The organism is Yoonia ponticola (assembly GCF_014199395.1).
Classification (GTDB): Bacteria; Pseudomonadota; Alphaproteobacteria; order Rhodobacterales; family Rhodobacteraceae; genus Yoonia; species Yoonia ponticola.
In genome coordinates, this window is record NZ_JACIJM010000001.1 from 170,480 (window position 1) to 196,822 (window position 26,343).

At 56.3% G+C, this 26,343-nt stretch carries 26 protein-coding genes; 20 read left to right on the forward strand and 6 right to left on the reverse strand.

The window, feature by feature from the left end:
- The first annotated feature begins 18 nt into the window (after window positions 1–18).
- The 18 genes from FHS72_RS00835 to FHS72_RS00920 all read left to right on the forward strand — a co-directional run bounded on the left by FHS72_RS00835 (window position 19) and on the right by FHS72_RS00920 (window position 18,298).
- A complete protein-coding gene (locus tag FHS72_RS00835; RefSeq protein ID WP_343042619.1) occupies window positions 19–738 on the forward strand; it encodes a (2Fe-2S) ferredoxin domain-containing protein in 720 nt (239 codons plus the stop codon).
- Window positions 725–1,666: an ABC transporter substrate-binding protein gene (locus FHS72_RS00840; RefSeq protein WP_183524109.1), complete on the forward strand. Its 942-nt coding sequence runs from the start codon at window positions 725–727 to the stop codon at window positions 1,664–1,666. Before FHS72_RS00835 ends, FHS72_RS00840 begins: the two co-directional genes overlap by 14 nt.
- Before the next feature lie 4 nt (window positions 1,667–1,670).
- Complete coding sequence (locus FHS72_RS00845; RefSeq protein WP_183524112.1) at window positions 1,671–2,675, forward strand: FecCD family ABC transporter permease; 1,005 nt, start codon at window positions 1,671–1,673, stop codon at window positions 2,673–2,675.
- Window positions 2,665–3,417, forward strand: a complete 753-nt coding sequence (locus FHS72_RS00850) for an ABC transporter ATP-binding protein (protein WP_183524115.1) — start codon at window positions 2,665–2,667, stop codon at window positions 3,415–3,417. The genes FHS72_RS00845 and FHS72_RS00850 overlap by 11 nt, the downstream gene beginning before the upstream one ends.
- A gap of 69 nt (window positions 3,418–3,486) precedes the next feature.
- Window positions 3,487–3,921, forward strand: a complete 435-nt coding sequence (locus FHS72_RS00855) for a hypothetical protein (RefSeq protein ID WP_183524118.1) — start codon at window positions 3,487–3,489, stop codon at window positions 3,919–3,921.
- 244 nt (window positions 3,922–4,165) lie between these two features.
- Window positions 4,166–4,693 (forward strand): YcnI family copper-binding membrane protein, encoded by a 528-nt coding sequence (locus FHS72_RS00860; RefSeq protein ID WP_183524121.1) that lies wholly within the window; start codon window positions 4,166–4,168, stop codon window positions 4,691–4,693.
- Between the two features lie 241 nt (window positions 4,694–4,934).
- On the forward strand, window positions 4,935–6,221 hold the full coding sequence (locus tag FHS72_RS00865; RefSeq protein ID WP_183524123.1) for an ABC transporter substrate-binding protein: 1,287 nt from the start codon (window positions 4,935–4,937) through the stop codon (window positions 6,219–6,221).
- Between the two features lie 160 nt (window positions 6,222–6,381).
- Window positions 6,382–7,320, forward strand: coding sequence for a carbohydrate ABC transporter permease (locus FHS72_RS00870; RefSeq protein ID WP_183524126.1), 939 nt, complete (start codon window positions 6,382–6,384; stop codon window positions 7,318–7,320).
- Window positions 7,321–7,331: 11 nt separating this feature from the next.
- Window positions 7,332–8,168, forward strand: a complete 837-nt coding sequence (locus tag FHS72_RS00875; protein WP_183524129.1) for a carbohydrate ABC transporter permease — start codon at window positions 7,332–7,334, stop codon at window positions 8,166–8,168.
- A gap of 64 nt (window positions 8,169–8,232) precedes the next feature.
- Window positions 8,233–9,126, forward strand: a complete 894-nt coding sequence (locus tag FHS72_RS00880; protein WP_183524132.1) for a helix-turn-helix domain-containing protein — start codon at window positions 8,233–8,235, stop codon at window positions 9,124–9,126.
- Window positions 9,123–10,541: a mannitol dehydrogenase family protein gene (locus tag FHS72_RS00885; RefSeq protein WP_183524135.1), complete on the forward strand. Its 1,419-nt coding sequence runs from the start codon at window positions 9,123–9,125 to the stop codon at window positions 10,539–10,541. The genes FHS72_RS00880 and FHS72_RS00885 overlap by 4 nt, the downstream gene beginning before the upstream one ends.
- Window positions 10,529–11,566 carry an ABC transporter ATP-binding protein gene (locus FHS72_RS00890; RefSeq protein WP_183524138.1) on the forward strand — a complete coding sequence of 346 codons (1,038 nt, stop codon included), beginning with the start codon at window positions 10,529–10,531 and terminating at the stop codon, window positions 11,564–11,566. Before FHS72_RS00885 ends, FHS72_RS00890 begins: the two co-directional genes overlap by 13 nt.
- A gap of 146 nt (window positions 11,567–11,712) precedes the next feature.
- The gene (locus tag FHS72_RS00895) at window positions 11,713–13,047 is read left to right on the forward strand and encodes a M16 family metallopeptidase (RefSeq protein WP_183524141.1); all 1,335 of its coding nucleotides are present in this window, start codon (window positions 11,713–11,715) and stop codon (window positions 13,045–13,047) included.
- Window positions 13,047–14,357, forward strand: coding sequence for a M16 family metallopeptidase (locus FHS72_RS00900; protein WP_183524144.1), 1,311 nt, complete (start codon window positions 13,047–13,049; stop codon window positions 14,355–14,357). The genes FHS72_RS00895 and FHS72_RS00900 overlap by 1 nt, the downstream gene beginning before the upstream one ends.
- A gap of 98 nt (window positions 14,358–14,455) precedes the next feature.
- Window positions 14,456–16,300, forward strand: coding sequence for a DNA mismatch repair endonuclease MutL (gene mutL, locus FHS72_RS00905; protein ID WP_183524147.1), 1,845 nt, complete (start codon window positions 14,456–14,458; stop codon window positions 16,298–16,300).
- A complete protein-coding gene (locus tag FHS72_RS00910; RefSeq protein ID WP_183524150.1) occupies window positions 16,297–17,535 on the forward strand; it encodes a DNA recombination protein RmuC in 1,239 nt (412 codons plus the stop codon). Before mutL ends, FHS72_RS00910 begins: the two co-directional genes overlap by 4 nt.
- A 39-nt stretch (window positions 17,536–17,574) precedes the next feature.
- Entirely contained in the window at window positions 17,575–17,952 is a 378-nt protein-coding gene (locus tag FHS72_RS00915; RefSeq protein WP_183524153.1) for a hypothetical protein, read from the forward strand.
- Window positions 17,953–18,025: 73 nt separating this feature from the next.
- Window positions 18,026–18,298 (forward strand): hypothetical protein, encoded by a 273-nt coding sequence (locus FHS72_RS00920; RefSeq protein WP_183524155.1) that lies wholly within the window; start codon window positions 18,026–18,028, stop codon window positions 18,296–18,298.
- Between the two features lie 10 nt (window positions 18,299–18,308).
- Here the strand turns inward: FHS72_RS00920 and FHS72_RS00925 are convergent, their stop codons facing one another.
- The 4 genes from FHS72_RS00925 to yaaA all read right to left on the reverse strand — a co-directional run bounded on the left by FHS72_RS00925 (window position 18,309) and on the right by yaaA (window position 21,460).
- On the reverse strand, window positions 18,309–19,346 hold the full coding sequence (locus FHS72_RS00925; protein WP_183524159.1) for a saccharopine dehydrogenase: 1,038 nt from the start codon (window positions 19,344–19,346) through the stop codon (window positions 18,309–18,311).
- A complete protein-coding gene (locus FHS72_RS00930; protein WP_183524162.1) occupies window positions 19,343–19,951 on the reverse strand; it encodes a glutathione S-transferase family protein in 609 nt (202 codons plus the stop codon). The genes FHS72_RS00925 and FHS72_RS00930 overlap by 4 nt, the downstream gene beginning before the upstream one ends.
- Before the next feature lie 11 nt (window positions 19,952–19,962).
- Window positions 19,963–20,610 carry a histidine phosphatase family protein gene (locus FHS72_RS00935; RefSeq protein WP_183524165.1) on the reverse strand — a complete coding sequence of 216 codons (648 nt, stop codon included), beginning with the start codon at window positions 20,608–20,610 and terminating at the stop codon, window positions 19,963–19,965.
- A 70-nt stretch (window positions 20,611–20,680) separates the two neighbouring features.
- The gene (gene yaaA, locus FHS72_RS00940) at window positions 20,681–21,460 is read right to left on the reverse strand and encodes a peroxide stress protein YaaA (protein WP_183524168.1); all 780 of its coding nucleotides are present in this window, start codon (window positions 21,458–21,460) and stop codon (window positions 20,681–20,683) included.
- A 175-nt stretch (window positions 21,461–21,635) separates the two neighbouring features.
- Here yaaA and FHS72_RS00945 point away from each other — a divergent pair, with 175 nt between their 5' ends.
- Both FHS72_RS00945 and FHS72_RS00950 read left to right on the forward strand, forming a co-directional pair.
- Window positions 21,636–22,175: a sigma-70 family RNA polymerase sigma factor gene (locus FHS72_RS00945; protein ID WP_183524171.1), complete on the forward strand. Its 540-nt coding sequence runs from the start codon at window positions 21,636–21,638 to the stop codon at window positions 22,173–22,175.
- Entirely contained in the window at window positions 22,172–22,867 is a 696-nt protein-coding gene (locus tag FHS72_RS00950; protein WP_183524174.1) for an anti-sigma factor, read from the forward strand. Before FHS72_RS00945 ends, FHS72_RS00950 begins: the two co-directional genes overlap by 4 nt.
- Before the next feature lie 2 nt (window positions 22,868–22,869).
- Here the strand turns inward: FHS72_RS00950 and recQ are convergent, their stop codons facing one another.
- A complete protein-coding gene (recQ, locus tag FHS72_RS00955) occupies window positions 22,870–24,906 on the reverse strand; it encodes a DNA helicase RecQ (RefSeq protein WP_183524177.1) in 2,037 nt (678 codons plus the stop codon).
- A 128-nt stretch (window positions 24,907–25,034) separates the two neighbouring features.
- The gene (gene bktB, locus FHS72_RS00960; RefSeq protein WP_183524181.1) at window positions 25,035–26,210 is read right to left on the reverse strand and encodes a beta-ketothiolase BktB; all 1,176 of its coding nucleotides are present in this window, start codon (window positions 26,208–26,210) and stop codon (window positions 25,035–25,037) included.
- Between the last annotated feature and the right edge of the window lie 133 nt (window positions 26,211–26,343).

Here is a 26,343-nt window from a genome sequence, read left to right on the forward strand (position 1 = left end):
GCCCCGCGGGAGCATTTGGTGCAAGCAACGCTATATCTGATTTCGCAGTCCTACGTGAGCGGGCGCAATTTGCGTGGCGTCATGGATGGTCTGTGTGCCGCGACCTCTGGTCGTGCCGAAGCTGTGCGTCTGGAACGTGACGGCGAAAACATGTGGCAGGCATTGTCGCGGCTCACGTCCGAGGGTGCGTGCGAGATCACATTGCGGCCCGTTGGTCTTCCGTTTTCGCAAAGCCTGATGAAATGGCTGCCCGGTGCTGTCGGAGAATGGCTCGCGCGGGATGAGAACGCAGGTTGCACGCTGTGGTTGGCCGACGATAGTGCCACGGATACCGACATTTTAACGGCGATTGCGCATGCGCCCGTTTCCCGCACGCAGGTTCAGCCGAAAATCCAAGGCAGTATGGGCAATGGCTGGGATGCGCCGCCTGCACACGCACACCATATCCTTGTTTGTAATGGCCCGCGCTGCCACCTGCGCGACGCGCCTGATTTATTGGGGCTGTTGAAAGCCGAGATCAACCGCTTAAGCATTGGTGACAATTGTCTACTCACATCAACGGGCTGTTTGTTTCCGTGCAACACGGGGCCTGTCGTGGTGGTTTATCCGCGTGGCGATTGGTTCCGACTGCCTGATGCCGCCGCTGTGCGCCGCTTTGCTGATGTGGTGTTGCGCCAGAATAAAGCCCTTCCCGAATTTCAAACTTTCAAGACCGGTGCACCCTATGAGACTGCGTAACTTTATCATGGCCGCCGCGATCTTGCCGATATCCGCCGCACCTGCCGCCGCACAAGAGGCGACAATCCAAAGCTGCGGTCAGAGCTACACTTACGATAAAGCACCTGCGCGTGCCGTGACGCTGAACCAGCAAGCGACCGAAGTCATGCTGGCGCTTGGCCTTCAGGATCGCATGGTTGGAACCGCATATATGGACGACGAAATTCTGCCGCAATGGCGTGATGCTTATCATGAAGTCCCGATCTTGGCCGAGAAATATCCTGCGCGTGAAGTTGTGATTACCAGCGATCCGGATTTTTTGTTTGCGGGATTTGGCTCTGCGTTTTCGGAGGACAATCTGGGTGAACGAGAGAATTGGCACGATCTGGGGATCGGGACATATCTGGTAGATGCGTCCTGTGATTTGGCGCACCCCAAGGATGTGCCTCTGACGACAGCACCGATCGTGACGGACATCCGCACCATTGGCGATATTTTCGGTGTTGAAGACCGTGCTGAGGCGCTGATCACCGAGATCGAAGCGCGGCTTGACGCAGCAATGGTTGAAAACGCGGGACTTGGGCGAAGCGCGTTTATCTTCGATAGCGGCAGTGAAACGCCATATTCCATCGGGTGCTGTGGCGGTCCGGGCCTGTTGGTCGAGACTGTTGGCCTGACGAATATCTCTGACGACGTTGAAGGCCGCTGGGTCTACCTAAGCTGGGAACGTGTTGTGATCAATAACCCCGACTTGATCGTCTTGATCGAAGCAGACTGGTCCACCGCCGCTGAAAAACGCGCCTACATGGAAGCCGATCCGGTGCTGTCGCAACTGGATGCCGTGGTGAATGGTCGCTTTGTGACCCTACCGTTTTCGCAAACGGTTCTGGGGATGCAGTTCGCTGATGGGCTGGACAACCTGACCGCACAACTGGCCGCACTGGAGTGATCTGATGCGCTGCCAGTTCAAATTGACGATATTGGCCGTGATCATATTGATCGTAGCCATGTTGGCTGGCGTGTTTTTCGGCACGGCGGACGTGACGTGGGCGGATCGCTGGGCCGCGTTGACGGGCGCACCCGATGCACCGCGCACGCTGTCGTTGATCCTTTGGCAATGGCGGATGCCGCGCGTTTTGGTCGTGGCCATTGTTGGCGCGAGCCTCGCGCTGGCGGGTGTAATGATGCAAACCGTACTCCACAATCCACTGGCGGACCCGTATTTGATGGGTCTCTCGTCGGGGGCATCGGCGGCTGCAGTGGGTGCGATTTTATGGTTGCCGTCGTGGGTCGCATCGACGTTGGGCGTGCCGTTGATTGCGTTTCTGGGGGCCGTCGGCGCGTTTGTCCTGACGCTGGGTCTGTCATATCGGCGCGGCACGATGATGTCGCCGTTGGTGGTCATTCTAGCGGGCGTTGCGGTGTCGTTGATGTTCCAATCCATGACGGCGTTCTTCTTATATGTCGGCGATCCACATGCAACGCGCACGGCACTTGGCTGGCTTATGGGCACCGCGGCAGGGGCAACGTGGAGCGAGCTTTGGTTGCCGCTGGCCGCGTTATGCGGCGTCACCGTATTTGCATTGTCTCGGGCACAGAACCTCGATGCGTTATTGCTGGGTGATGAGCGGGCAACAGCGCTGGGCGTACCTGTGCGCGGATTGCGCGTCGTCGTGTTCTGCGCTGTGGCGTTGCTGGCTGGGTTGTCGGTCGCGATTGTGGGCATTGTCGGGTTTGTCGGCTTGATTGTGCCGCATATGGCGCGGCTATTGGTCGGCGGCCGGCACCTTGCGTTGATCCCGTTCAGCCTAATTCTGGGTGCGTTGGTCCTTGTCGTGGTTGATTTGATGTGCCGCGTGATGCTCGCACCCGAAGAAATGCCACTGGGCGTGTTGCTCGCGATTTTCGCAGCGCCGCCGTTCATTCTGATTTTAAGACGAGTACGCCATGCGTTCTGATCCGATGATTGAAATCGAAAACCTGAGCATCAAGCTGGGTGGTTTACCCCGTGTCGATGATTTCTCTCTAAGCGTGCCCAAGGGTGCGTTTCACGGGCTGTTGGGACCAAACGGGGCGGGCAAGACGACGGTGCTGCGCGCATTGTATCGGGCGCAGAAACCGGACAACGGTATTGTGCGGATCAACGGCAAGCCGCTATCGACATGGTCGCAGGCGGCATGGATGCGGACGGTTGGCGCGCTTGTGCAAGACGGGGGTAGCCTGCAAGGGCTGACGATCCGCGATGTTGTGGAAATCGGCATGATGAACCTGCCGTTAAGCGCAGGGGAACGGGATGCGCGTATCGCTGAGGCGTTGCAGATCGCCGGACTGGCTGAAATGGCGCAGGCGGAAGCGGCACTAGTGTCTGGCGGCGAGCGGCAAAAGACCCACATCGCGCAAATACTGGCTCGTGCGCCAGAGGTCTATATTCTCGACGAGCCGAGCAACCACCTTGATCTTTGTTACCAAATTCTGCTGCTGGACGAGATCAAACGCCGTGGCAAAACAGTGATCGCGACGTTCCACGACCTGACTCTCGCGGCGCGGTACTGCGACACAATGACCCTGATGCGGGGTGGGCGACACATCGTAACTGGCACGCCTGAAGACGTGCTAACGCAAGATAATATGGCCGAAGTGTTCCGCGTGAAGGGGCAGCTGGAAAACGGCATGATGCGGATTGTCTCTGCCATCACCTAGGCGTTGGATTTACCGTTTGTGCGTTCGGCGGCCCATTGGTAACGATCCTGTGAGGGGATGTCTTACGTGATGCATTGGCTGACAGGTTTACAACGCATTTGGGCGCAGAGACGTGGTGCAACACCGCGACCTGCGGCGCGGATGTCTGTGTTCCTGACGTTGTTGCTCGCGTTGATGGTGTCCGGCACGGTGCCGCAAGGCTTTATGAGGGACAGCCGCGCGGGTGGCATGGCGCTGGTTCTATGTACACCGGAAGGCCCCACCGAAGTCTGGTTAACCGCTGAAGGCGAAATCGAAGACGTCGCCCCGACGGATCATTCCTCAAACGACGCACCAGCTTGTCTGGCCGTTACGCTATCATTGGTTCTGGTGCAGGCTCAGCTTGATACGCTAGGCCGGACGGCAGAGTTCGCGCCTTACCGCACGACATTTATCGACCGTCGCAGCGCACTTGTCACAACGCATACACCGCTGCAGCCGCGCGCCCCGCCTGCAATCACCTAGATTTCGCGGGACGCTTGGGTGTCTCTGGTTGTTGTAAGGCGCGTGTCGCACGCGCTGTCTTGATGACGGACGCTCGCATTTAACGCCATTCGTTTGCAGATTTTCCAGCGCATTTGCGCGGACTGCTTCCGTTTGGCTGTCCTGCCCCAGCTTTTGGTTTTCACCCCAGCCATGTCGGCTGCGGTGTCAGGCCGAGCGGGCATCTCGGTCAATTTCACAACACTTTGCCCATTGGAGACATATTATGAAAACTATCACAACAACACTCGCGGCAGTCGCATTGTCGTCGTCAGCCGCCTTTGGGCATGTCGCATTCGAGACGCCGCAAGCACCACAGGGGTCGACTTACCTTGGTGTACTGGGGATCGGACACGGTTGCGAAGGCGAGCCGACTGTGCGTGTTCGCGTTCAAATTCCTGAAGGCGTGATCGCGGTAAAACCTGTGCCAAAGGCCGGTTGGGACCTTGAGATCATCAGCGGTGAATATGAAAACAGCTATGATTACTACGGCACCGCGCTATCCGAAGGCGTCAAGGAACTGGTCTGGTCAGGGTCGCTGGACGACGCGCATTTCGATCAATTCGCGTTTCGTGGTAAGCTGACGGATAGCTTGGTTGCGGGTGAGACGGTGTATTTTCCCGTCATTCAAGAATGCGACAACGGATCTTATAGCTGGGTGAGCACCGCAGAACACAGTGACAACGACCACGATGGTGCAGACCCTGCGCCCGGTGTCTTGATCATCGAAGCGGACCCGCACGCGCACCACTAAAGCAGCACCCCGACCGGGCATCCGCAAGCCGGTCGGGGACATCGAATGTTGATACAAAACCGCCCCAGTGATTCTGTTTCTGACACTAATTTTGAGCGTATCCCCATCATTTCGCGGAAATTCCGTAAAAATTGTAGATTTAGTATGAGTAAATGCTGGTATTGTATTCGTGGATTCGGCTTTGAGTGTGCCAGAATTTGGTACGAAATTATTCTACATTGAAGTTTCTGGGAGGAACGTAATGAAAAATCTGATGAACACGGCTTTGGGTCTGTCTTTGGTTGCGACGTCTGCTTTGGCTGACGGACACGCAAGTGAATTGACAATTGCGATTGTGAACAACGGTCACATGATCAACATGCAGAAGGTTGCAGAAGCCTACACCGAAGAAACTGGTGTTGCTCTGAACTGGGTATCTTTGGAAGAAGGCGTTCTGCGCGAGCAGGTCACTTCTGACACCGCAACAGGCGGCGGCCAATACGATATTATCAACATCGGTATGCAAGAAGCACCGATCTGGGGCGCTGCTGGTTGGATCGAACCGCTTGAGTTTAGCGACGAATACGACGTTGACGATTTGCTGCCAGCGATGCGCAATGGTCTGTCTGTAGATGGCACATTGTACGCGGCGCCATTCTACGGTGAATCGTCCATGGTGATGTACCGCAAAGATCTAGCCGATGCAGCTGGTGTTACGATTGCGGACAACGACAGCTGGGACAATGTCAAAGCGGCAGCCGCTGCGATGCACGATCCTGACAACGGCGTTTACGGTGCATGTCTGCGCGGCAAACCAGGTTGGGGCGACAACATGGCGTTTGTCACAACCGTTGTGAACTCTTTCGGCGGCGCATGGTTTGATGCGGAATACCACCCAACACTGGATTCCGACGAGTGGAAATCTGCGATTGAATTCTACGTTGATCTGCTGGGCACATACGGCCCTCCAGGTTCCGAAGGGAACTCTTTCAACGAGATCCTCGCGCTTTATAACGAAGGCAAATGCGGCATGTGGATTGACGCCACAATCGCGGCATCTTTCCTGACAGTTGACGGTGTTGAGTACGCACAATCACCAAACGCAGGTAACCCTGTCGGTGCGAACTGGTTGTGGGCGTGGGCAATGGCTGTGCCAACAGGCACAGAAAAGTCCGAAGAAGCACATGCTTTCATCGAATGGGCCACATCCAAAGCGTATATCGAAGCCGTCGGCAACCACGCTGATTTCGGCTGGAGCAAAGTGCCAACAGGTACACGTGCATCCACATACGCGATCCCTGAATTCCAAGAGGCTGCACCTTTCGCAGCAGCGGAAATGGCAGCGATTGAATCTGCGGCACCAGAAGCCACAGACCTCAAGCCATATGTTGGTGTTCAGTTTGCGTCGATCCCTGAGTTCCCAGAAGTGGGCACAGCAGTTGCGCAAGAAATCGCAGCGGCGCTGTCAGGTGCAAAATCTGTAGATGAAGCACTGGAAGCAGCACAATCTGCAGCGGACTCTATCATGTCCGAAGCTGGTTACTACTAAACCCTCCCAAACGAACGATGGTGGGCCCTGCATTGGGCCCATCATCCCCCCGTTAGATTTGATCGTTTCGCTTGACGCAGCCCATCGCTGGCTGTTCGCGAAACGCCCGCCCGATTTCTACGAGATTTACCGAACCCTGCGTTGAAAGGTGACCTGCGCTATGTCGAAACGAACGCTACCACGCATTCTTCAAACTCCGTCTGTTTTGCTGTTGCTGGTGTGGATGTTGGTCCCGCTGAGCATGACGCTTTACTTCTCGTTCATCCGCTATGTGCTGAACAGTTCGATCCGTCCCGAATGGACGACACCAGCGCTGAGCAACTGGCGTGGATTGGGCAATTATAAATATGTGCTTGATGCGAAGGACTTTTGGTTTGCGATCCAGAACTCTGTGCTGATTGTGAGCAGCATTCTAGTGATTACGGTTGTTTTGGGTCTTGGGATCGCGGTTTTAATCAACCGGAACTTCCCCGGACGTGGCATTGTCCGTGTCTTGCTGATCTCGCCGTTCTTTGTGATGCCTGCGGTGAACGCGGTTCTGTGGATCAACATGATTTTGGACCCAGTGTTGGGCCTGCAGGGTCTGGCTGTTGGCGGTATCAATAACATCATCGACGGATTGCGTGATTTCCCTGTGCTGGGCTGGTTCTTTAATCTGTGGCCCGTGCTCGAGCCGATTTCGTTCCGTGCCACACAGACTTCTGCCTATGCGGTCATTATGATGGTGGCTTGGCAGTGGACGCCATTTGCTGTGCTGATCTTTATGACATCACTGCAGTCCGAAGACGAAAGCCAGAAAGAAGCGGCGACGTTGGACGGTGCATCCCCGTGGTCGCAGTTTATCAACCTGACCGTTCCGCACCTGGCCCGCCCGATTGCGATTGTCGTGATGATCCAGTCGATTTTCCATCTGTCACTGTACGCGGAAATCGAGATTGTTAGCCGCGGTAATGGCAACAAAAACCTGCCCTACCTGATTGGTGAGTTCACCAGCAACAACATCGGTGCGGCAAGTGCGACAGGAATCTTCGCGGTCATTCTGGCCAATATTATCGCCATCTTCTTGCTGCGTATGGTCGGCAAGACGTTGATGGACTAGGAGAAAAGACAATGGCAACCGTTTCTCAAACATCCAAATTCAGCAAAATTGCATGGCCCGTTGCGGCATGGGTGGTCGCGCTGATCTTCTTCTTCCCGATTTTCTGGTTGGTCTTCACCAGCTTTAAAACAGACGCTGACGCAGTAAAGCCGGAATTCCTGTTCAAGTTCACGCCGACGTTGGAAAACTATACCAACATGACGCAGAACTATGACTATTGGAAATTCGCGACCAACTCTGTGATCACCTCGACGTTTGCGACGCTGTTCGCGTTGATCGTCGGCGTGCCTGCGGCCTATGCGATGGCATTTGACCCATCGCGGCACACCAAAGACATTCTGATGTGGATGTTGTCCACCAAGATGTTGCCAGCGGCGGCGGTTCTGTATCCGATGACGTTCTTGACTAAAAACATGCTGGGCATCTTCGACACGCACTTCCTTGTGATTTTGGTACTGTGCCTGATCAATTTGCCGATCGTGATCTGGATGCTGTTCACCTACTTCAAGGAAATCCCGAAAGAGATCATTGAAGCAGGCAAAATGGACGGCGTCAGCACGTGGGGCGAGATCAAGGATATTCTGATCCCACTCGCATGGGGCGGCATTGCATCGACTGCGCTGCTGACTTTCATCTTCTGCTGGAACGAAGCCTACTGGACAGTGCGTTTGACCACGATTGATGCGGCGACCTTGTCGAAGCTGATTGAAGGGAACCGTGCGCCGGAAGGTCTGTTCTTTGGACGCCTGTCCGCCGTGTCTACTGCGGCTGTGGCCCCGATCATTATCCTTGGCTGGTTCTGTCAAAAGCAGCTTGTTCAAGGTTTGACGTTTGGTGCGGTAAAGTGATCGTGTTGGCGGTGCCTTTTGCTCGCGCCTTTGGCGCCGCCTCACGCAATTTGCAGGATTAATCATGTCTATTATGATCCCCAAAATCGAGGTCGTTGACCGCACAACCCGTTCGATCCGCTATCTTGAGCATGGCTGGCCGACGGAATTGTGCCGCTGGCACGCGCATGAAGAATACGAGTTGCATCTTGTTGTAGCGACCCGTGGCAAGGCGTTTGTAGGCGATTACATCGGTGATTTTGAAGCGGGCGATCTGTTTCTGACTGGGCCGAACCTGCCGCATAACTGGATCACTGACAAAGTTTGGACCACACCTGTCGCGGTCCGCGATATGCTGGTGCAATTCAGCCATGAGAGCTTTGAAAAGCTGGCCGAAGGGTTCCCTGAATTTGGCGAGGTCCGCAAAATGCTGACTTTGGCACAATCCGGCGTGCAATTCGAAGGGTTCAATCCGACGTTTGCGATGGGTCACATGGAAGCGATCCGCAACAACGAAGGCCCTGAGCGCATTCTCGCGTTTATCCGTTTCCTCGTGCGGCTGAACGAACATGCCGAGAAAAAAGTCCTGTCCGTATCCAAGCTGGTGCAGGTGCAGGGCGGCAGCAAACACGCACGGATCGGGGCGGTAGTGGATCACATCGTGACCAACTTCAAAGAAGACTTTTCCGTCGCGCAAGCCGCAGAGATGGCGGGCATGACCCAAGCCACATTCGCGCGCAATTTTACGGCGGTGACTGGTCATAAATTCGTAGAATTTCTAACCAGTGTACGCATCGGTCAGGCGTGCAGCATGCTGTACGTCTCGGACCAGACCATTTCCGATATCAGCTATGAATCGGGTTTTCGTAATCTGGCGAACTTTAACCGCCACTTTCTTAAAATGAAGAGCATGACGCCTTCCGAGTACCGCGAAACCGCGCGCAAAGATCTCGCAAAACCAATGGAGACTTCACCATGACCAAGGCTGCTTTGCCCCCAATTCTGGCGACGCGCTACGACCGCGCGGCCTGTGCTGTGGGTGTTGTGCATCTGGGATTCGGCGCGTTCCATCGGGCGCACCAAGCTGTCTATCTCGATGATTATATGGACAAAACTGGCGACCTGCGTTGGGGTGTTGCCGCTGTAAACCTGCGCGGGGCAGAGGCGGATGCTTTTGCTGCGGCGGCTGGCGATGTGGCACACCACGATGGGTATTTCCTGAAGTCCTACGCGGCAGATGGCGCCCAAGCGTTACGGCGTGTGCGGTCACATGTGCAGTTTGCGGATTGGAGCGTGGACCGTGCCGCAACAGAGGCGTTGCTGGCGCAAGACAGCGTGCATCTGGTGACGATCACAGTGACCGAAAGCGGGTATTACACCGATCCAAACGGCAATTTGAACCTAGCTGATCCGGTGATCGCATCTGAAATCAAAAGCGGCACCGCGCACAGCGTTTACGGTTATCTGCGGGCAGGTTTGCAAGCGCGGATGGAACAATCCGGTGCGCCGTTGACCATCGCGTGCTGTGACAACATCCGTCAAAACGGCAAGATGTTGCACCGTAATTTGCTGGCTTATCTGTCAGCGTGTAGTGATGCTGATCTGTACGACTGGACAGCTGCGAACGTTGCGTTCCCATGTTCGATGGTGGACCGGATCACGCCGCGCAGCACGCCTGAATTAAGCGCAGAATTGACCGCATTAATAGGCTCGCCTGTCGCGTCACCGATCATGGCCGAAGATTTCATTCAGTGGGTTCTGCAGGACAAAGCCGCCGCCGCCATGCCTGATCTGGCTCAAGCGGGCGTGACCGTTACCGCGGATGTCGACCCGTTTGAGGAAACCAAAATTCGTGTTTTGAACGGCGGCCATACGGCGCTGTGTTATTTCGCAGCCCTAGAAGGTGTCGAAACCTTTGATGCTGCGATGCGGGTGCCGCATTTGTACGAACATTTTCGCGCATTCGAGGCCGAAGTATTGCCCGCGATTACGATAGATTTGCCGTTCTCAAAAACGGATTATCTGGAAAAGATCGACGCCCGTTTCGGTAACCAAGCAATTGGCGACACCGTGGCGCGGATCTGTGCGGACGGCATGGCAAAGTTCCCGATTTTCATCCGCCCGACACTGGAAGGCTGTTTTGCGCAGGGCATCGTGCCTGCATCTGCGATCCGCAGCATTGCCAGTTGGTACGTCTTTGCGCAGCATGTGCAGGCTGGCAAAATCCCGTTTAAATACGTGGAACCCAGCTGGGACGATCTTGCCGCGATGTTGGGCAGTGACACCTTTATCACCTCTCCCCAGCTTTGGGGCGATCTACCTGAAACTTATCCTGAATTTGCCGAGACACTTCGGCTTGATATCTTTGAATTGGAGCAAAAATGGCCGGTTTGACACTGCGCGACGTGCGCAAAAGCTATGGTGCCACGCAAGTTATGCATGGCGTTGATCTGGACATCGAAGACGGCGAATTCGTCGTATTTGTCGGCCCGTCGGGTTGTGGGAAATCCACGCTTTTGCGGATGATCGCAGGGCTAGAGGAAATCACATCCGGTTCGGTTTGCATCGGTGACACCGAAGTGAACCAAGTCGCCGCATCCAAACGCGGCGTGGCGATGGTTTTCCAGACATATGCGCTGTACCCGCACATGACAGTCTATAAAAACATGGCGTTTGGTCTGAAGCAGGCCAAGACGGATCCCGCCGAGATCGACCGCCGCGTGAAAGCCGCTGCCGAAATTCTGCAGATCACTGATTATTTGGATCGCTCGCCACGTAACCTGTCTGGTGGGCAACGTCAGCGTGTGGCGATTGGCCGTGCGATTGTGCGCGATCCGGAAGTGTTCTTGTTTGACGAGCCATTGTCGAACCTTGATGCGGCCCTGCGTGTGCAAACACGTTTGGAAATCGCGCGTCTGCACGAACGCCTTGAGACCACGATGATCTATGTGACGCACGATCAGGTCGAAGCGATGACGCTCGCGGACAAGATTGTCGTGCTGCGCGATGGTCGAATCGAGCAAGTTGGAAGCCCGATCGAACTTTACGAGCGGCCACGAAATGCGTTTGTCGCGCAGTTTATTGGTAGCCCGAAGATGAACTTCTTTGATGCGGATGAACTGACAGCCGAAGCTGCTGGCGTGCTGGGGCGCGTGGCAGATGCCAATGTGCAAATCGGTTTGCGTCCTGAGCATATGATCCCGACAGCCACAGGTGCTGTTGTCGAAGGCAAGCTTGAGCTCGTCGAGAACCTTGGCGAATACGCTTTGGTTCACCTGATTACAGCCAAAGGCACAGAGTTTATCGCGAAAACCGAAAAGCCACCGAGCCAAGCGAAAGGCGAAATGATCGGCTTTACGATCAAGCCGGAACTCGCCCACGCGTTTGATAAAACAACCGGGCTGCGGTTGGTCGAATAATCCACTCCACTCCACTCACTGAAATGAAAAAACGCGCCCGCAATGGCGCGTTTTTTTGTGTTTGACGATCACGTAGACGTCATCTCTATCTTGCATGATCGGCGCGATGGCATACCTTTGATCAAACACAAGAATTAAGGATCACCATGACCCGATTGTTCGCTACTGCCATCGCGCTATTTTTGCCCATGGCCGCGACCGCCGAAGACGCCGTCACCACATTCACGCTAGATAACGGTATGGACGTCGTCGTGATCGAAGATCACCGCGCCCCCGTTGTTACGCAAATGGTTTGGTATAAAACCGGATCGGCGGACGAACCTGTTGGGGCATCTGGGGTCGCGCATTTTCTGGAACACCTGTTGTTCAAGGGCACTGACGTACTGGAGCCGGGCGAATTCTCTGCGACGGTTGCCGACAATGGCGGGTCTGACAACGCGTTCACGAGCTATGACTACACTGCCTATTTCCAACGCATTGCCGCTGATCGGTTAGAGCTGATGATGCAGATGGAAAGCAACCGGATGAACAATCTGCGGATCACTGAAGCCGATATCGAAACAGAGCGACAGGTCATTCTGGAAGAACGCAACCAGCGGACGGAAAACAATGCGGGTGCCTTGGCGCGCGAGCAATTCAACGCCGCCTTGTATCAGAACCACCGTTACGGCGTGCCGATCATCGGTTGGAAGCACGAGATGGAAGACTTGTCGCTGCAAGATGCGCTCGACTTTTATGACCTCTATTATTCGCCGAACAATGCGATCTTGATTGTGGCTGGTGACGTGTATCCCGATGATGTGCGTGCTTTGGCAGAAACGTATTACGGTGTGATCCCCGCAGAGCCGGACTTGCCAGAACGCATTCGCCCAGAAGAGCCACCGCAGCGGGCTGAACGCCGGATCACTTACGTCGATCAACGTGTGTCGCAACCGTATCTCAGCCGCTCTTACCTCGCGCCAGAGCGTGACGCGGGTGCGCAAGAAGAGGCCGCTGCTTTGGTCTATCTGTCTGAATTGCTTGGCGGTTCGCCGTTTACATCCGTGCTAGGCACCGCATTGCAGTTTGACACGCAAATGGCGGTTTATAGTGGCACGGGCTACAGCGGCTCGTCACTGGATGATACGTCGTTTGGCATCTCCGTTGCACCCGCCGATGGGGTCAGCCTGTCAGAGGTCGAGGCCGCGATGGACGACGCAATCGCGGCGTTCCTTGAGGCGCCAATTGACGAGGCACGCATGGACAGCATCCGCACGCAACTGCGCGCATCCGAGATTTACGCGCTGGACGATGTGGCAGGAATTGCACGTCGCTACGGGGCTGCGTTGACCCAAGGCCTGACGATCCAAGACGTGCAAGACTGGCCCGATGTGTTGCAAGCCGTGACCGCCGAAGACGTCAAAGCCGTCGCTGAAAAAGTCCTGAACCGAGATCAGGCCGTAACCGGCTGGGTCGTATCTAGCCAAGAGGAGGCACGCTAATGCGGCACTTTATTCTCACGGCGGTTTTTGCCGTCACCGCCTCTGTCGCGTCTGCTGCTGTGGATATTAAAACAGTCACGTCCGAGGGCGGAATTAACGCTTGGGTCGTCGAAGAACCTTCGATCCCGTTTGTCGCGTTAGAAATCCGCATTCGCGGTGGCGCGTCATTGGACGAAGAGGGCAAACGCGGCGCGGTCAATCTGATGATGGGCCTGCTTGAAGAAGGCTCTGGCGAGATGTCAGCGCAGGAATTCCAAACCAAACGCGAAAGCTTAGCTGCGTCCTTTGGTTACCGCGCATCTGACGATACGATCTCGTTGTCGGCGCAGTTTTTGACTGAAAATCAGGACGAGGCATTAGCGTTGTTCAAGCAATCGCTGATCAATCCGACCTTTGACCAAGACGCGATTGATCGCGTGCGGGCGCAGGTGATTTCAGGGATTAACAGCGACGCGAAAAGCCCGAACAGCATCGCGAGCACTTACTTTAATGCGTCGGCATTCGGCGATCATCCGTATGGCAGCAGCATGGACGGCACCATCGAAAGCGTCTCGGCGCTGACCCAAGGTGACATGTTCGCTGCACACCGCAATGCGCTGACACGCGACCGTTTGTTTGTGTCTGCTGTGGGCGACGTCACGGCGGACGAAATCGGGCCAATTTTGGACGACTTGTTGGGCGACCTGCCTGCTGAAGGGTCAGCGCTGCCTGACGATGTGGACTTTGGCCTGTCGGGTGGCGTGACGGTCATCGACTTTGAAACACCACAGTCGGTAGCATTGTTTGGACATGCCGGGATCGAACGCGATGACGACGATTTCTTTGCGGCTTACATCATGAATCAAATCCTTGGGGCGGGAGGTTTTGAATCGCGTCTGATGAACGAAGTGCGCGAAAAACGTGGCCTGACTTACGGGATCAGCACGTACCTTGTGCCGAAGTTTCACGCCGAAATGGTGCTGGGGCAGGTGGCATCGGCGAATGCCACGATTGCCGAAGCGATTGACGTGACGCGCGCCGAATGGGCGCGGATGGCAGATGAAGGCGTCACAGCAGATGAACTCTCCGCGGCGAAAACTTATTTGACGGGCGAATATCCGCTGCGTTTTGATGGCAACGGCGAGATCGCGGATATCATGGTCGGGATGCAGATGATCGGGCTGCCGCCAGAATATGTGATCAATCGGAACGACTATATCGAGGCCGTGACGTTAGAGGATATTAACCGCGTGGCTGGCGAATTGCTGGACCCAGAGGCGCTGCACTTTGTGGTTGTGGGGCAACCGGAAGGGCTGGTTTCGACCGAATAGTCTATGTCCGATCGCGATTATTTATAGCGGATTTTTTCCGTGGATAACTTGGCGTCTGACCTCGCAGAATCAAAGTGGGCTATGCTACAGCTTGTGGCATGGCCCATGTGACCCCCCAGATAAAGCCGCAGCCTGTGATTAAACAGCTGGACGACGCTGCAATTAACCGTATTGCCGCTGGCGAAGTGCTGGAACGGCCCGCCTCTGCTGTCAAAGAGCTGGCCGAGAACGCAGTTGATGCTGGCGCGACCCGCATCGAAGTCGTGATCGCCGACGGTGGCAAAACCTTGATCCGCGTCACAGACGACGGTTGCGGAATTGCCGCGCATGATTTGCCGCTCGCACTATCACGTCACGCCACATCCAAAATTGACGGGTCGGACCTGCTGAATATCCATTCGTTTGGGTTTCGCGGCGAGGCGCTTCCGTCGCTTGGCGCGGTCGGCCGCTTGACGATTACATCGCGGGTGCCGCCCGAAACGGCCGCCCGTATTGCCGTTGCTGGTGGCGTCACGGACGCGGTTGCCCCCGCGGCCTTGAATAACGGAACCGTCGTGGAATTACGCGACATGTTCTATGCCACGCCTGCCCGTTTGAAATTCCTGCGAACTGATCGCGCCGAAGCGCAAGCGGTGGGTGATGTGATCAAACGGCTTGCGATGGCCGAGCCGTTTATCACCTTTATCTTGCGCGATGCGTCAAATGGGGATCAACGCACGACATTTCGCGCTGACGCCGAAACTGGCGATTTGTTTGATGCGTTGCATGGGCGGTTGCGATCCGTTCTGGGGCGTGAATTTGCCGAAAACGCGATTGCGATTGATGCAGAGCGCGAGGGATTCCATCTGACCGGATATGCCGCGCTGCCGACCTATTCCCGTGGTGCTGCGATTGCGCAATTTCTGTTTGTAAACGGGCGTCCAGTGCGCGACAAAATGCTGCTGGGCGCATTGCGCGCTGCCTATATGGATGTGCTGTCACGTGACCGGCACCCGGTTGCAGCGCTGTTCGTGGATTGCGATCCAAAGTTAGTGGATGTGAACGTGCATCCTGCGAAATCAGAGGTGCGGTTTCGTGATCCGGGGGCTGTACGCGGGCTGATCGTGTCAGGTCTTCGTCATGCGCTTGCAGATGCCGGCCACCGTGCGTCTACGACTGTTGCCGGGGCAACATTAGGCGCCATGCAACCCGAGCAAACGCGACCGTCAGGGCAAATGCAGCCGCGCGTCTACCAAATGGATCGACCGTCGTTCAGTGCGCGATCCATGACGTTCCAAGCGCAAGCTCCGCAAAGCATGACAGGTTTCGCGGAGCCCTCGGCGCGATTTGAGCCGATGCCAGCCGAAGATTCCGTGCCGCAACATCTTCCGTTGGGTGCTGCACGTGCACAGGTGCATGAAAATTATATCATTGCGCAGACCGAAACGGGCATGGTGATCGTGGATCAACATGCGGCGCACGAACGGCTTGTGTACGAAAAACTCAAAGGGCAAATGGCTGCGAATGGTGTCCCTGCACAGGCACTTTTGATCCCTGAAATCGTAGAACTGTCAGACAACGAAGTCGCGACTTTGCTTGGTTTTGCGGACGACTTGCAAAAAATGGGTCTGACGATCGAGGCATTTGGTGGAAACGCGATTGCCGTGCGCGAAACACCTGCGATCTTGGGCGAGATCAACGCGGCCAACATGTTGCGCGATATTCTGGACGAGCTGACCGATCAGGGCGACAGCACACAGCTGAAATCCCGCATTGATGCGATCCTAAGCCGTGTGTCGTGTCATGGATCGATCCGCTCTGGCAGGCGTATGCAAGCCGATGAAATGAATGCACTTTTGCGCGAAATGGAGGCCACCCCGATGTCGGGACAGTGCAACCATGGCAGGCCAACTTATGTGGAGCTAAAACTCAGTGATATCGAACGTCTGTTTGGTCGCACATGATTGAAATCGCTGGCGAAAGTTACGCATTGCACGATCCACGTGTGGTCGCTGCGTTGATTGGTGTGTTGGTCGTCATCGCAGTGCTGTGGTTGCTGATTTCATCCGCTCGCAAAGCCACGCACTCGACGCTTTTGGTGCAGGATGTTGCGGCTCACATGAGCCGTTTGTCCTACGATGTGACTGCGCTGTCGCAGGGGCAACACCAGCTTGCGGGTAATATCCAAACCGTCAGCGACGCGCAGGCCAACGCCCAAGTGCGTGTGATCCAGACGATGGAAACGCGGCTGGCAGAGGTGCAAACGCAGGTTGCAGATCGTCTGGCAGATAATGCCCGAAAATCCGCGATGAGCATGTCCGAGATGCAGGAGCGGATGAAGGAAACGCTGTCTGGTTCGTCCGAGAAAACGACGCAAAGCCTGACGCAATTACAAGAACGGTTGGCGACTATCGACAAGGCCCAGACCAATATCGAAAAACTGTCGGGCGATGTTTTGTCCCTGCAAGATATCCTGTCGAACAAACAACGGCGCGGTATGTTTGGTGAAATCCAGCTGACGGATATTGTGTCAAAAGCGCTACCATCGGATGCTTATGCGCTGCAGGCGACGCTTTCCAACGGCAAACGTGCCGATTGTTTGGTGCACCTGCCGAACCCGCCGGGACCGATTGTCATCGACGCTAAGTTTCCGTTTGAAGCTTATGAGGTCTATGCCGCCGCCGAGACAAAACCGGAGCAGGAGGCCGCATTGCGCGATCTTGGCAACGCGGTGAAGGTCCACATCAAAGCGATTTCTGACAAATACATCATCGAAGGTGAAACCGCTGACGGCGCCATCATGTTCCTGCCTTCCGAAGCTGTCTATGCCGAGCTACACGCGCGATTGCCACATGTCGTACGCGAAGGCTTTAACGCCCGCGTTTGGATTGTGTCGCCGACGACGTGCATGGCGACGTTGAACACGATGCGCGCGATACTGAAGGATGCGCGGATGCGTGAACAGGCGGGTGAAATCCGCAAGGCATTGCGTTTGCTGCATCGTGACGTGGAGATCATCGGCGAAAAGGCCGGTAAGCTTGAGGTCCACTTGCGTCAGGCGGGTGACGACGTCGCTGGCGTGTTGACTGCTGCGACCCGCGCTGGGAAACGTGCGGATCGGTTGGACAATTTCGACTTTGAAGAACTCGCGCCAGATGCGGAACCAAAGGCGGTTCCACTTGCGCCGCCCGAGCCCTAGGGGCATGGTGCACGCAATGCTTTTGAGGGAACGACTGCTATGATCCGTTTGATGTCTGCTGTATTGGCAACCGCCGCACTTGTTGCTTGCACCGAGGGCCAGCCGCTCGCGGGGGGTGCGCCTGCACAGGCCAGTCGTTTTTACGCTGACGTGTTCCAAGATAAACCTTTCGACGAGGCGGCCGTTAAGGTTGTTGTATCGGAAGCTGGTGAGCTGCGGACCTACACGTTGCGCCCTTGTAATAGCGGTGCAGGTGTTTGTGGGGCCACGACTGGCGCCTATCAGGTGACGCCGGATTATTACGTTGTGTCAGGGGCTTATCCTGGCCGGACGTTCTGGTTGTCGCCCGGTGGTGATGGGTACATGTCGCGCGGTGGCGTGAATACCAATCTTGCTTGGAACGAAGCCACCCAATAGACATATTTCTGTCGAATTTACGGTTCATTAACCAATTGTGACGAGGATCGTCGCGGGATTGGGGAGTGATCATATGACACGTTTTGGCAAATTGATCAGTGGATTTGGTGGTGTTGCACTGGTGGCCACGCTGCCGATGCTTCTAGGGGCTGCCGGTCCGACAGACCCGATCCAAGCCACGCATTTTGTTAGCTCTGGTCGTGCCGTAAATACGATTGCAGATATGTCAGCCGCCGATCAATCGCAGGCGCGTGCGCAGATTTGGGCGCTGACAGGACGGACGAATGCGCCGACCTGTTCCGACGACGCATCCTGTTTTGAGTTGGTGCAAACGCAGCTACGTTAATGTGCTGCGCTTAGAGGTGAGCACTAAATTCGGACCGCGCGCGTTCCCACACACCGTCGCCCAAGTTATCTAGCCCCAAAAGATGTGGCAGCAACTGTGCCGCGAAATCTTCGCTGCTTTCACGTGGTAACAATGACGGCAGGTTATCAATCGCCATCACGTCCAGCGGCGGTGCATCGTGGACGCGCAGCACAGGACTGGCCCAAGTCGTCGCACGGTCGTAGACCTTGATCGGGGAGAAATCGCTGTCAGGGTCGCAGGCAATATCGCCGATGACACGCAGTTTACGTGGGTCAGTGACAGTGCTGGCGGGTACAAAAACGGGTGTGCCGTGACGTGCGAGAATGCAGTTCAGGAAAATGTCGTGCTGCAACACTTGGGGGAAGGGGCCACCGCTGGCGGTTTCGGCGATATCCCAACCGGTAACGGATAGCCCAAGCGCCTTGCATAGATCGGCCGCACCGGTACCCACGCGGCCAAGTGCGCCGATGATCAAGGTCGTGGGCTTTTGCCCGTTTAGCGCTGTTGCGATCCGCTCTTGCAGATCAGAGGCATCCGAGACGCCTTGCACATCGGCCAAACCTGTTCCGTTTTGCTGCGCGGCCCATGCCAGTAGCGACATGGCCGATCCTGCATAACCAGCCCAATAGCCGAATGCCGCGACACGACGTCCATCCAGATCAACCAGATATTCGAGATCATACAGAGTGCCGCCGCCTTCTTTGAAACGGTCGAGCAGGATGCGCCCGCTTGGCTGGTCTTTGTATGCATGGCCGAACATGATGTGGCGGTGGATAAGGGGCGTGCCGTCCTCGGGCAGTTCCTTGAGGCCAAAGATAATCGCGTCGAGCGGCGCATCTGGCCAGCTACCGAGTGGCGCGATACCACAACCGACTTCGCTATATTCAGAGGTCGGAATGCAGCGATCTGTGCTGTCTTCCACCGTGACAGTGAACCCTGCGGCGAGCATTTCTGCGGCACCTGCGGGCGTCAGCCCCACGCGGGTTTCGTGGTGGCGGGGTTCTGCGCGTAGCCAAATATGGGTCATAACATGCCTTTTGCGGTGACTGCTTGAACGGAAGGGCGGGCGCGCATCAAGTTTACAAATGCAGCCAGTTTCGGAAATTTTGCGAGGTCCACACCGTCGCCCGGCACCCAGCTAAGGACCACGAACAGGTAAGGGTCGGCGATGCTGATGTCGGTACTGACGAATGGGTCAAGTTCTAGCTTGCTTTCCAGATACGCACAGGACGCGGCCATTGTTTCAGGCACTTTTGCAGTCATATCGTCAAAGCTGGACTGTTGATCCGCCCAGCGATGTCCGCGCATTTTATGGGCATGGTTCACATGCATGGTCGAGGCGAGGTAATACATCACTTCGCGCATTCTAGCTGCGGCCAGCGGTGTGTCGGGCATCAACTGTGCCGACGTGTCCGCGATGAACTCTAGGATCGCGCCCGTCTCGGTTAAGGTGCCTGCACCTGTGATCAACGACGGCACGCGGCCTTTGGGGTTCACGGCCAGATATTCGGGTGATCCCTGCGCACCAGTCGCGAAATCCACAGCAACAGCATCGTAGGCAAGTCCTGCCTCTTCCAGTGCAATCGCCACGGCAATCGAAATTGTCTTGGGGGCGTAATGAAGCGTTAACATCGTGTATCCAATCAGTAGTGGGTACGGGCGGTTAGGCGATCCGCGTGGTCCAGATGCGGTGATCCGTTGAACGCGGACACAAGCGGGCCGTGATCGGTGACATGGATGCGGTGCACGGACGTGTTCAGGATCGGCAAGGCAATCCGCGCCATTTGCGGAATGTCGAGCCCAAGGATGCGCGATACCGATTGCGCGATGATCCCGCCGGACGTGACACACAGAATACGCCGCCCCGGTTGGGCTGCCAAATCCATCATGTCCTGCACGCGGTCTGTGAACGCCTGATAGGTTTCTGTGCCTTTGATGTGGCCGTCTCTCCATGCGCTCAGGGTCGCTGGGAAATGCGTCACAAAATCTTCAGGTGAAGAACGAGCGATTTCGGGGTTATGGGCGGCCATTTCGTCTGTCAGGTCGTAATAAGCGATCTCGTTCAGCCGCTCGTCGACAGTCACGTTGTCAAAGCCCATGTCTGCTGCGGTTTCCTTTTGTCGCCGCAGTGATCCGCTGAACACCTCGTCAAACGGGCCGTCATGTTCGTGAATCCATTCGCCCAACCATTTGGCCTGCTGATGACCCAAATCTGACAATTTATCGTAGTCGATTTCATTCGTCGCAGCAGAGTTTGCCTGCCCGTGCCGCACCAGTGTAATTTCGCCCATAACGTTCCCTTTTTCCTTAGGGTCAGACGTAGGGGCTCAGTGGGCGGATGGCAATGTCAGGATGCTGAGATCATGCCTTGGCGTCAGGATAGGGGCGGACAAAGACCCATTTATCGCCTTCAGACAGGTCCGCATCGTAGGCGTAGCCGCCTGTCGTGAACTCTTTGATTTGTTCAGGCGATGTGGCGCGTTCTTGGGTCAGGAACCGTGCCATCGCTCCGCGTGCGCGCTTTGCAAAGAAGGACACAATGCGGGGTTTGCCGTCTTTGACTTCCATGAACTGCGGCGTGATCACGCGCAATTTCAACGCCTTGCGATCCGCCGCGCCAAAGTATTCCTGAGAGGCGCAGTTGACCAACGTGTCGGTTTCAATCTCTGCGGCTTGGGTGTTCAGCGCTTTGGCAATATCATCGCCCCAGTAGTCATACAGGGACTTGCCACGACGGGTTTTCAAACGACTGCCCATTTCCAAACGGTAAGGCTGGATGGCGTCAAGCGGGCGTAACAAGCCGTAAAGCCCTGACAAAATGCGTAGGTGGCTTTGGGCCCAATCCAAATCCTCGGGCTCTAGCGTTTTGGCCTCTAGGCCCTGATAGGTGTCGCCGTTAAACGCCAATGCGGCGGGCTTTGTCATTTCGGGCGAAGGCTCTGCCTCGAACGCTTGAAATCGGTCGCGGTTCAGGCGGGCCAGATCGTCAGAGATGCTCATTAAGTCGCGCAACCCGCCTAGCGTTAGGTTCTTGGCGGTTTTGGACAGCCGCACCGCGTCGTCTTGAAAGTCGGGCTGCGTCGGTGTGATCGCGACAGGGTCCATGTCCAATGACTTGGCGGGTGAAATGACAGTGATCATCGGGCGGCATCCTTGAAGCGTGCAAATTTGGGCTAGATGTACCATGCGAGAAGCCATTGACCAGTCGTCGCGGACAGATGTTCACAGCGATGTCATTTATTAATGCGCGGCTCTCAGAACTACGTTATCGAGAAACCTGCATTGAACAGCATCAGCGACCAAAGGCCAGCCCCCTATGACGCGACAAGAAATCGAAACCCTGATTGGCAGTGTCGCACTGGGCGACCGTAAGGCATTCAATTCGCTTTATGATGCGACGAGTGCGAAACTTTTGGGCGTCTGCCTGCGTATCTTACGTGATCGGGCTGCAGCAGAGGACGCCATGCAAGATACGTTTATCAAAGTTTGGAAGAACGCTGATCGCTTTGCGGTAAACGGCTATAGTCCGATGACGTGGTTAATTACGATTGCGCGGAATACGTCGATTGACCGCTTGCGTGCGTCCAAGCCGACCGCTGACATTGACGATTACACCGACACCATCGCAGCCAGCGGTCCGACAGCCGAAGGCCGCATTATCGCAACAGGCGAAGCGCGACGCATCACCAATTGCTTCGCTGAATTAGAACCGACACGCAGTGCGGCGATTAAGGCGGCCTATCTTGACGGTCTGCCTTATGCTGAACTTGCACAGAAATTTAACGTCCCACTCAACACGATGCGCACATGGCTGCGACGCGGCCTGATCGCATTAAGAGAGTGTTTGTCCAAATGAGCAATCCATCCGATATGACCCCTGACGACACTGAATTTGCTGGTGAATATGTACTTCGTGTTCTGCCTGAAGACGCGCACCGTGCAGCCGCCGCGCGTGCGGCCTCTGACCCCACTTTTGCGGCAGAGATACGCATCTGGGAGGACAGGCTTGCGTCACTGACCGATGAAATCATGCCGGTAACGCCATCGTCCATCGCGAAAACCGATCTGATGGAACAGCTGTTTGGCGTTGATCCAAGACCTAGCTTTATGGAGCGTGTGAGCTTCTGGAAGGGCCTGACCGTCGCACTTTCTGCGGCTGCGATTGCGTCGACGCTGATTATATTCGGCCCGACGGAACCTGTGCTTAATGGTCCAGTTTACGTGACCGAACTCGCCGATGACACCGACAGCCTGCGTATTTTGGCTGTGTACGATGCGGATACGCAAGGTGTGCAAATCACTCGCACGGCTGGTGCTGCGGTTGATGGGCGCAGTCTGGAATTGTGGTTCATTGGTGAAGGCCAAGAGGCGCAATCTATGGGCATTCTGTCTGAGGACGAGGCGAATGAAACGCTGGCGCTGCCTGCGGTCTGGCTCGACGGTGTCGATAGCTGGAGCCTTGCGATCACGGACGAACCGTTTGGTGGATCACCAACAGGTAAGGCCACTGGTCCGATCCTTGCAGCATCGCAAATGACGCGGCTGTAGCCTCAGGCGCTTTCCAGTACCTCTAAGAATGCATCGCCAAACCGTTCGGCGTATTTCTCGCCAATCAACCGCTCGATTGCGCTGCTATCAGCACCGCGCAATTGGGCGACTTTGGCCAGCATCGACGCGCTGAGGCTCATGGGTTTGTCTGCGCCGTGCGGACCGCGTTGCAGTTCTGATTGTACGGCCAGCAGACGGTCATACACTTCGCCCTCGTTGCGACCAGCCAGCTTGCGGCGTTGCGGGTGAAGTTGTTGTGCTTCGCCAGCAATGACCTCAAGAAATGCATTGCCGTAGCTTTCCAGCTTTTTCGCGCCCACGCCACCAATCCGAGCCATATCGTCGAGCGTCATGGGCCGCTTTTCAGCCATTTCGATCAGGGAGCGATCATTGAAGATAATGTAGGCGGGGGCGTTGGCTTGTTCTGCCAGATAACGGCGTTTCGCCTTGAGCGCAGAGAGCAGCGGCGCGTCTTCTTCGCTGACCATTTGGCGGACTTTGGGCCCAGTGCCTTTGGCCGCGCGAATGGTATCGCGACGCAACTCAATGTTGGCTTCGCCTTTGAGGATCGGGATTGCCCCGTCGGTCATACGCAAGGCACCATGTCGTGCAGGATCAGGCCGCATCAAATCGTGGCCCATCATTTGCCGGAAAATCGCCTGCCATTGGCGGCGGTCATATTCCTTGCCGACGCCGTATGTGGGCAAGCTGTCGTGGCCGCGTTGCCGGATTTTATCGGTATTTGCACCGAGCAGTATGTCGATCAAATGGCCAGATCCAAACCATTCTTCGGTACGCAACGCGGCAGACAGGGCCATCCGCACAGGCGTTGTCGCGTCGAAAATCTCGGCAGGTTTGTCGCACAGATCGCATTTACCACAGGGCTGCGGGTCTTCACCAAAATAGCGTAGCAGGTTCACACGGCGACAGCGCAATGCCTCTGCCAGCCCCAGCAGCGCGTTCAATCGGCCATGATCAGCGGCGCGGCGTTCAGGTGGGGCGATGCCTTCGTCGATTTGCTGGCGGCGGTAGCGGATGTCATCGGGCCCAAATAACGTCAGCGTTTCCGCCGGATCACCGTCGCGACCCGCGCGACCGATTTCCTGATAATAAGCCTCGATCGACTTGGGTAGGTCAGCATGGGCGACCCAGCGGATATCGGGTTTGTCGATCCCCATGCCAAAGGCCACAGTCGCGACGACGATCAAGCCGTCTTCTTGCTGGAACCGACGTTCCACATCGCGGCGCTCTTCGGCGTCCATGCCACCGTGATAATAGCAGGCAGAATGCCCCGCCTCGCGTAGTGCCCCTGCCAGCGTTTCGGTCTTTGCACGGGTACCACAATAGACGATGCCGGATTGACCTTTTCGGGCGGCGGCAAAGTTGAGGATCTGGGCGCGCGGCCCGTCTTTGACTTGGAAGGCGAGGTGGATGTTAGGGCGATCAAAGCCATAGAGAAACGTCGCCGGGGTTTCGCCGTCGAACAGCTTGCGAATGATTTCTTCTTGGGTTTCGGCATCGGCCGTCGCGGTAAAGGCGGCAAGCGGCACATCCAACGCGGCCCGCAGATCACCGATCCGCAGATAATCAGGGCGGAAATCGTGCCCCCATTGGCTGACACAATGGGCCTCGTCCACCGCGATCATGCTGACACCCGCACGGCGCAGCATAGCCATGGTCCCGCTCGATGAAAGACGTTCGGGCGCCATGTAGAGCAGTTTCAGCGTGCCAGCCTCTAAACCGCGCCACACCGCATCGGTTTCTTCGTCGGTGTTGCCAGAGGTCAGCGCACCGGCCTCAACACCTGCTTCGCGCAAGCCACGGACTTGGTCGCGCATCAGCGCAATCAGCGGAGAAATGACGACCGTGACACCGTCGCGAACTAGCGCAGGCAATTGAAAACAAAGAGATTTGCCGCCGCCCGTGGGCATAATGGCAAGGGTATTGCGCCCTTCGACGACCGCTTCGACGATCTCTTGTTGTCCCGGACGGAAGGCATCGAAGCCAAACACATCACGAAGTAGCGTGGCAGCGCCCATCGGGGAAATCCTGTTGGTTTTTATTGTATGCTCGTTTGCGTGACAATCTCATATGAACGCACGACGGACAAGAGGGAAGGGTGGGGGCCAGCCCCCACACCCCCGGAGTTGTTAGGGCAAAATGAAGGTCAAAGACGTTCAATCGCCAGTGCGATGCCTTGTCCGCCGCCGATGCACATTGTAATCAGGGCGCGTTTGCCGCCTATGCGTTCGAGTTCGTACATGGCTTTGACGGTGATAATCGCGCCAGTGGCCCCAACGGGATGGCCAAGCGCAATTGCGCCGCCGTTCGGGTTTACCTTGGCAGGGTCAAGATCAAGTGCGCGGTTCACAGCGATGGCTTGAGCGGCGAAGGCCTCATTAGATTCGATGACGTCGAAATCGTAGGCTTTCAACCCGGTTTTTGCGAGTAGTTTTTCGACGGCAGGTACGGGGCCGATGCCCATGACCTCTGGTCGCACACCTGCGTGGGCGTAGCCTACGACGCGCAATGATGGGGTGAGACCTGCTGATGCTGCCGCATCCGCGGTTGCCATGACAATTGCCGCTGCACCGTCATTCAGGCCAGATGCGTTGCCTGCTGTGACGGTTCCGTCTTTTTGGAACGCGGAGCGCAGGCCTGCGAGTGCGTCAAGCGTGGTGGCTTTTGGGTGCTCGTCGGTCGCGAAATCAACCGTATCGCGCCGCACACGCACCGGAACGGGGACGATCTGATCAGTGAAATAGCCTGCCGCAATAGCCGCTGCCGCGCGCGTTTGACTTTCGAGCGCAAAGGCGTCTTGATCGGCGCGGCTGATGCCGTGTTCATCTGCGACGTTTTCTGCCGTGATGCCCATGTGACCCGTCCCGAACGGGCAGTTCAGAGCGCCGAGCATCATGTCCCGCGTTGTGATATCGCCCATCTTCGCGCCCCATCGCTGGTCAGAGATGATATAGGGCGAACGGGACATGTTTTCGGCCCCGCCAGCTACGGCAAAGTCGGCATCGCCCATGGTAAGGGATTGGAACATCGACACAATCGCTTGCGCCCCTGATCCGCAAAGGCGGTTCACGTTCATCGCAGGCACTGTGTCGGGGATGCCCGCATTGATGGCTGCGACGCGGCTGACGTACATGTCCTTAGGTTCGGTGTTGATCACGTGCCCAAAGGCCACTTGACCGATTTGATCCGCAGCAATGCCGGACCGCGCGATCGCTGCCTGCGTCACGATAGTGCCAAGCTCGATTGGCGACGTTCCCGCCAATGCCCCGCCAAAGCCACCAATGGCAGTGCGTGCGCCGCCCAGAATAACGATGTTTGTCATGTTTTTCCCTTCGATTTGGGGTAGCTTACCGCAATCCAATCGGGAGGCGAGGCGGAACGTTGGGTCATAAATCCACTGCAATCGCGCAAGCGGCGCTGTTCTCTGGTGGCTCGCGTGCTAAGTCTGTTTCAAA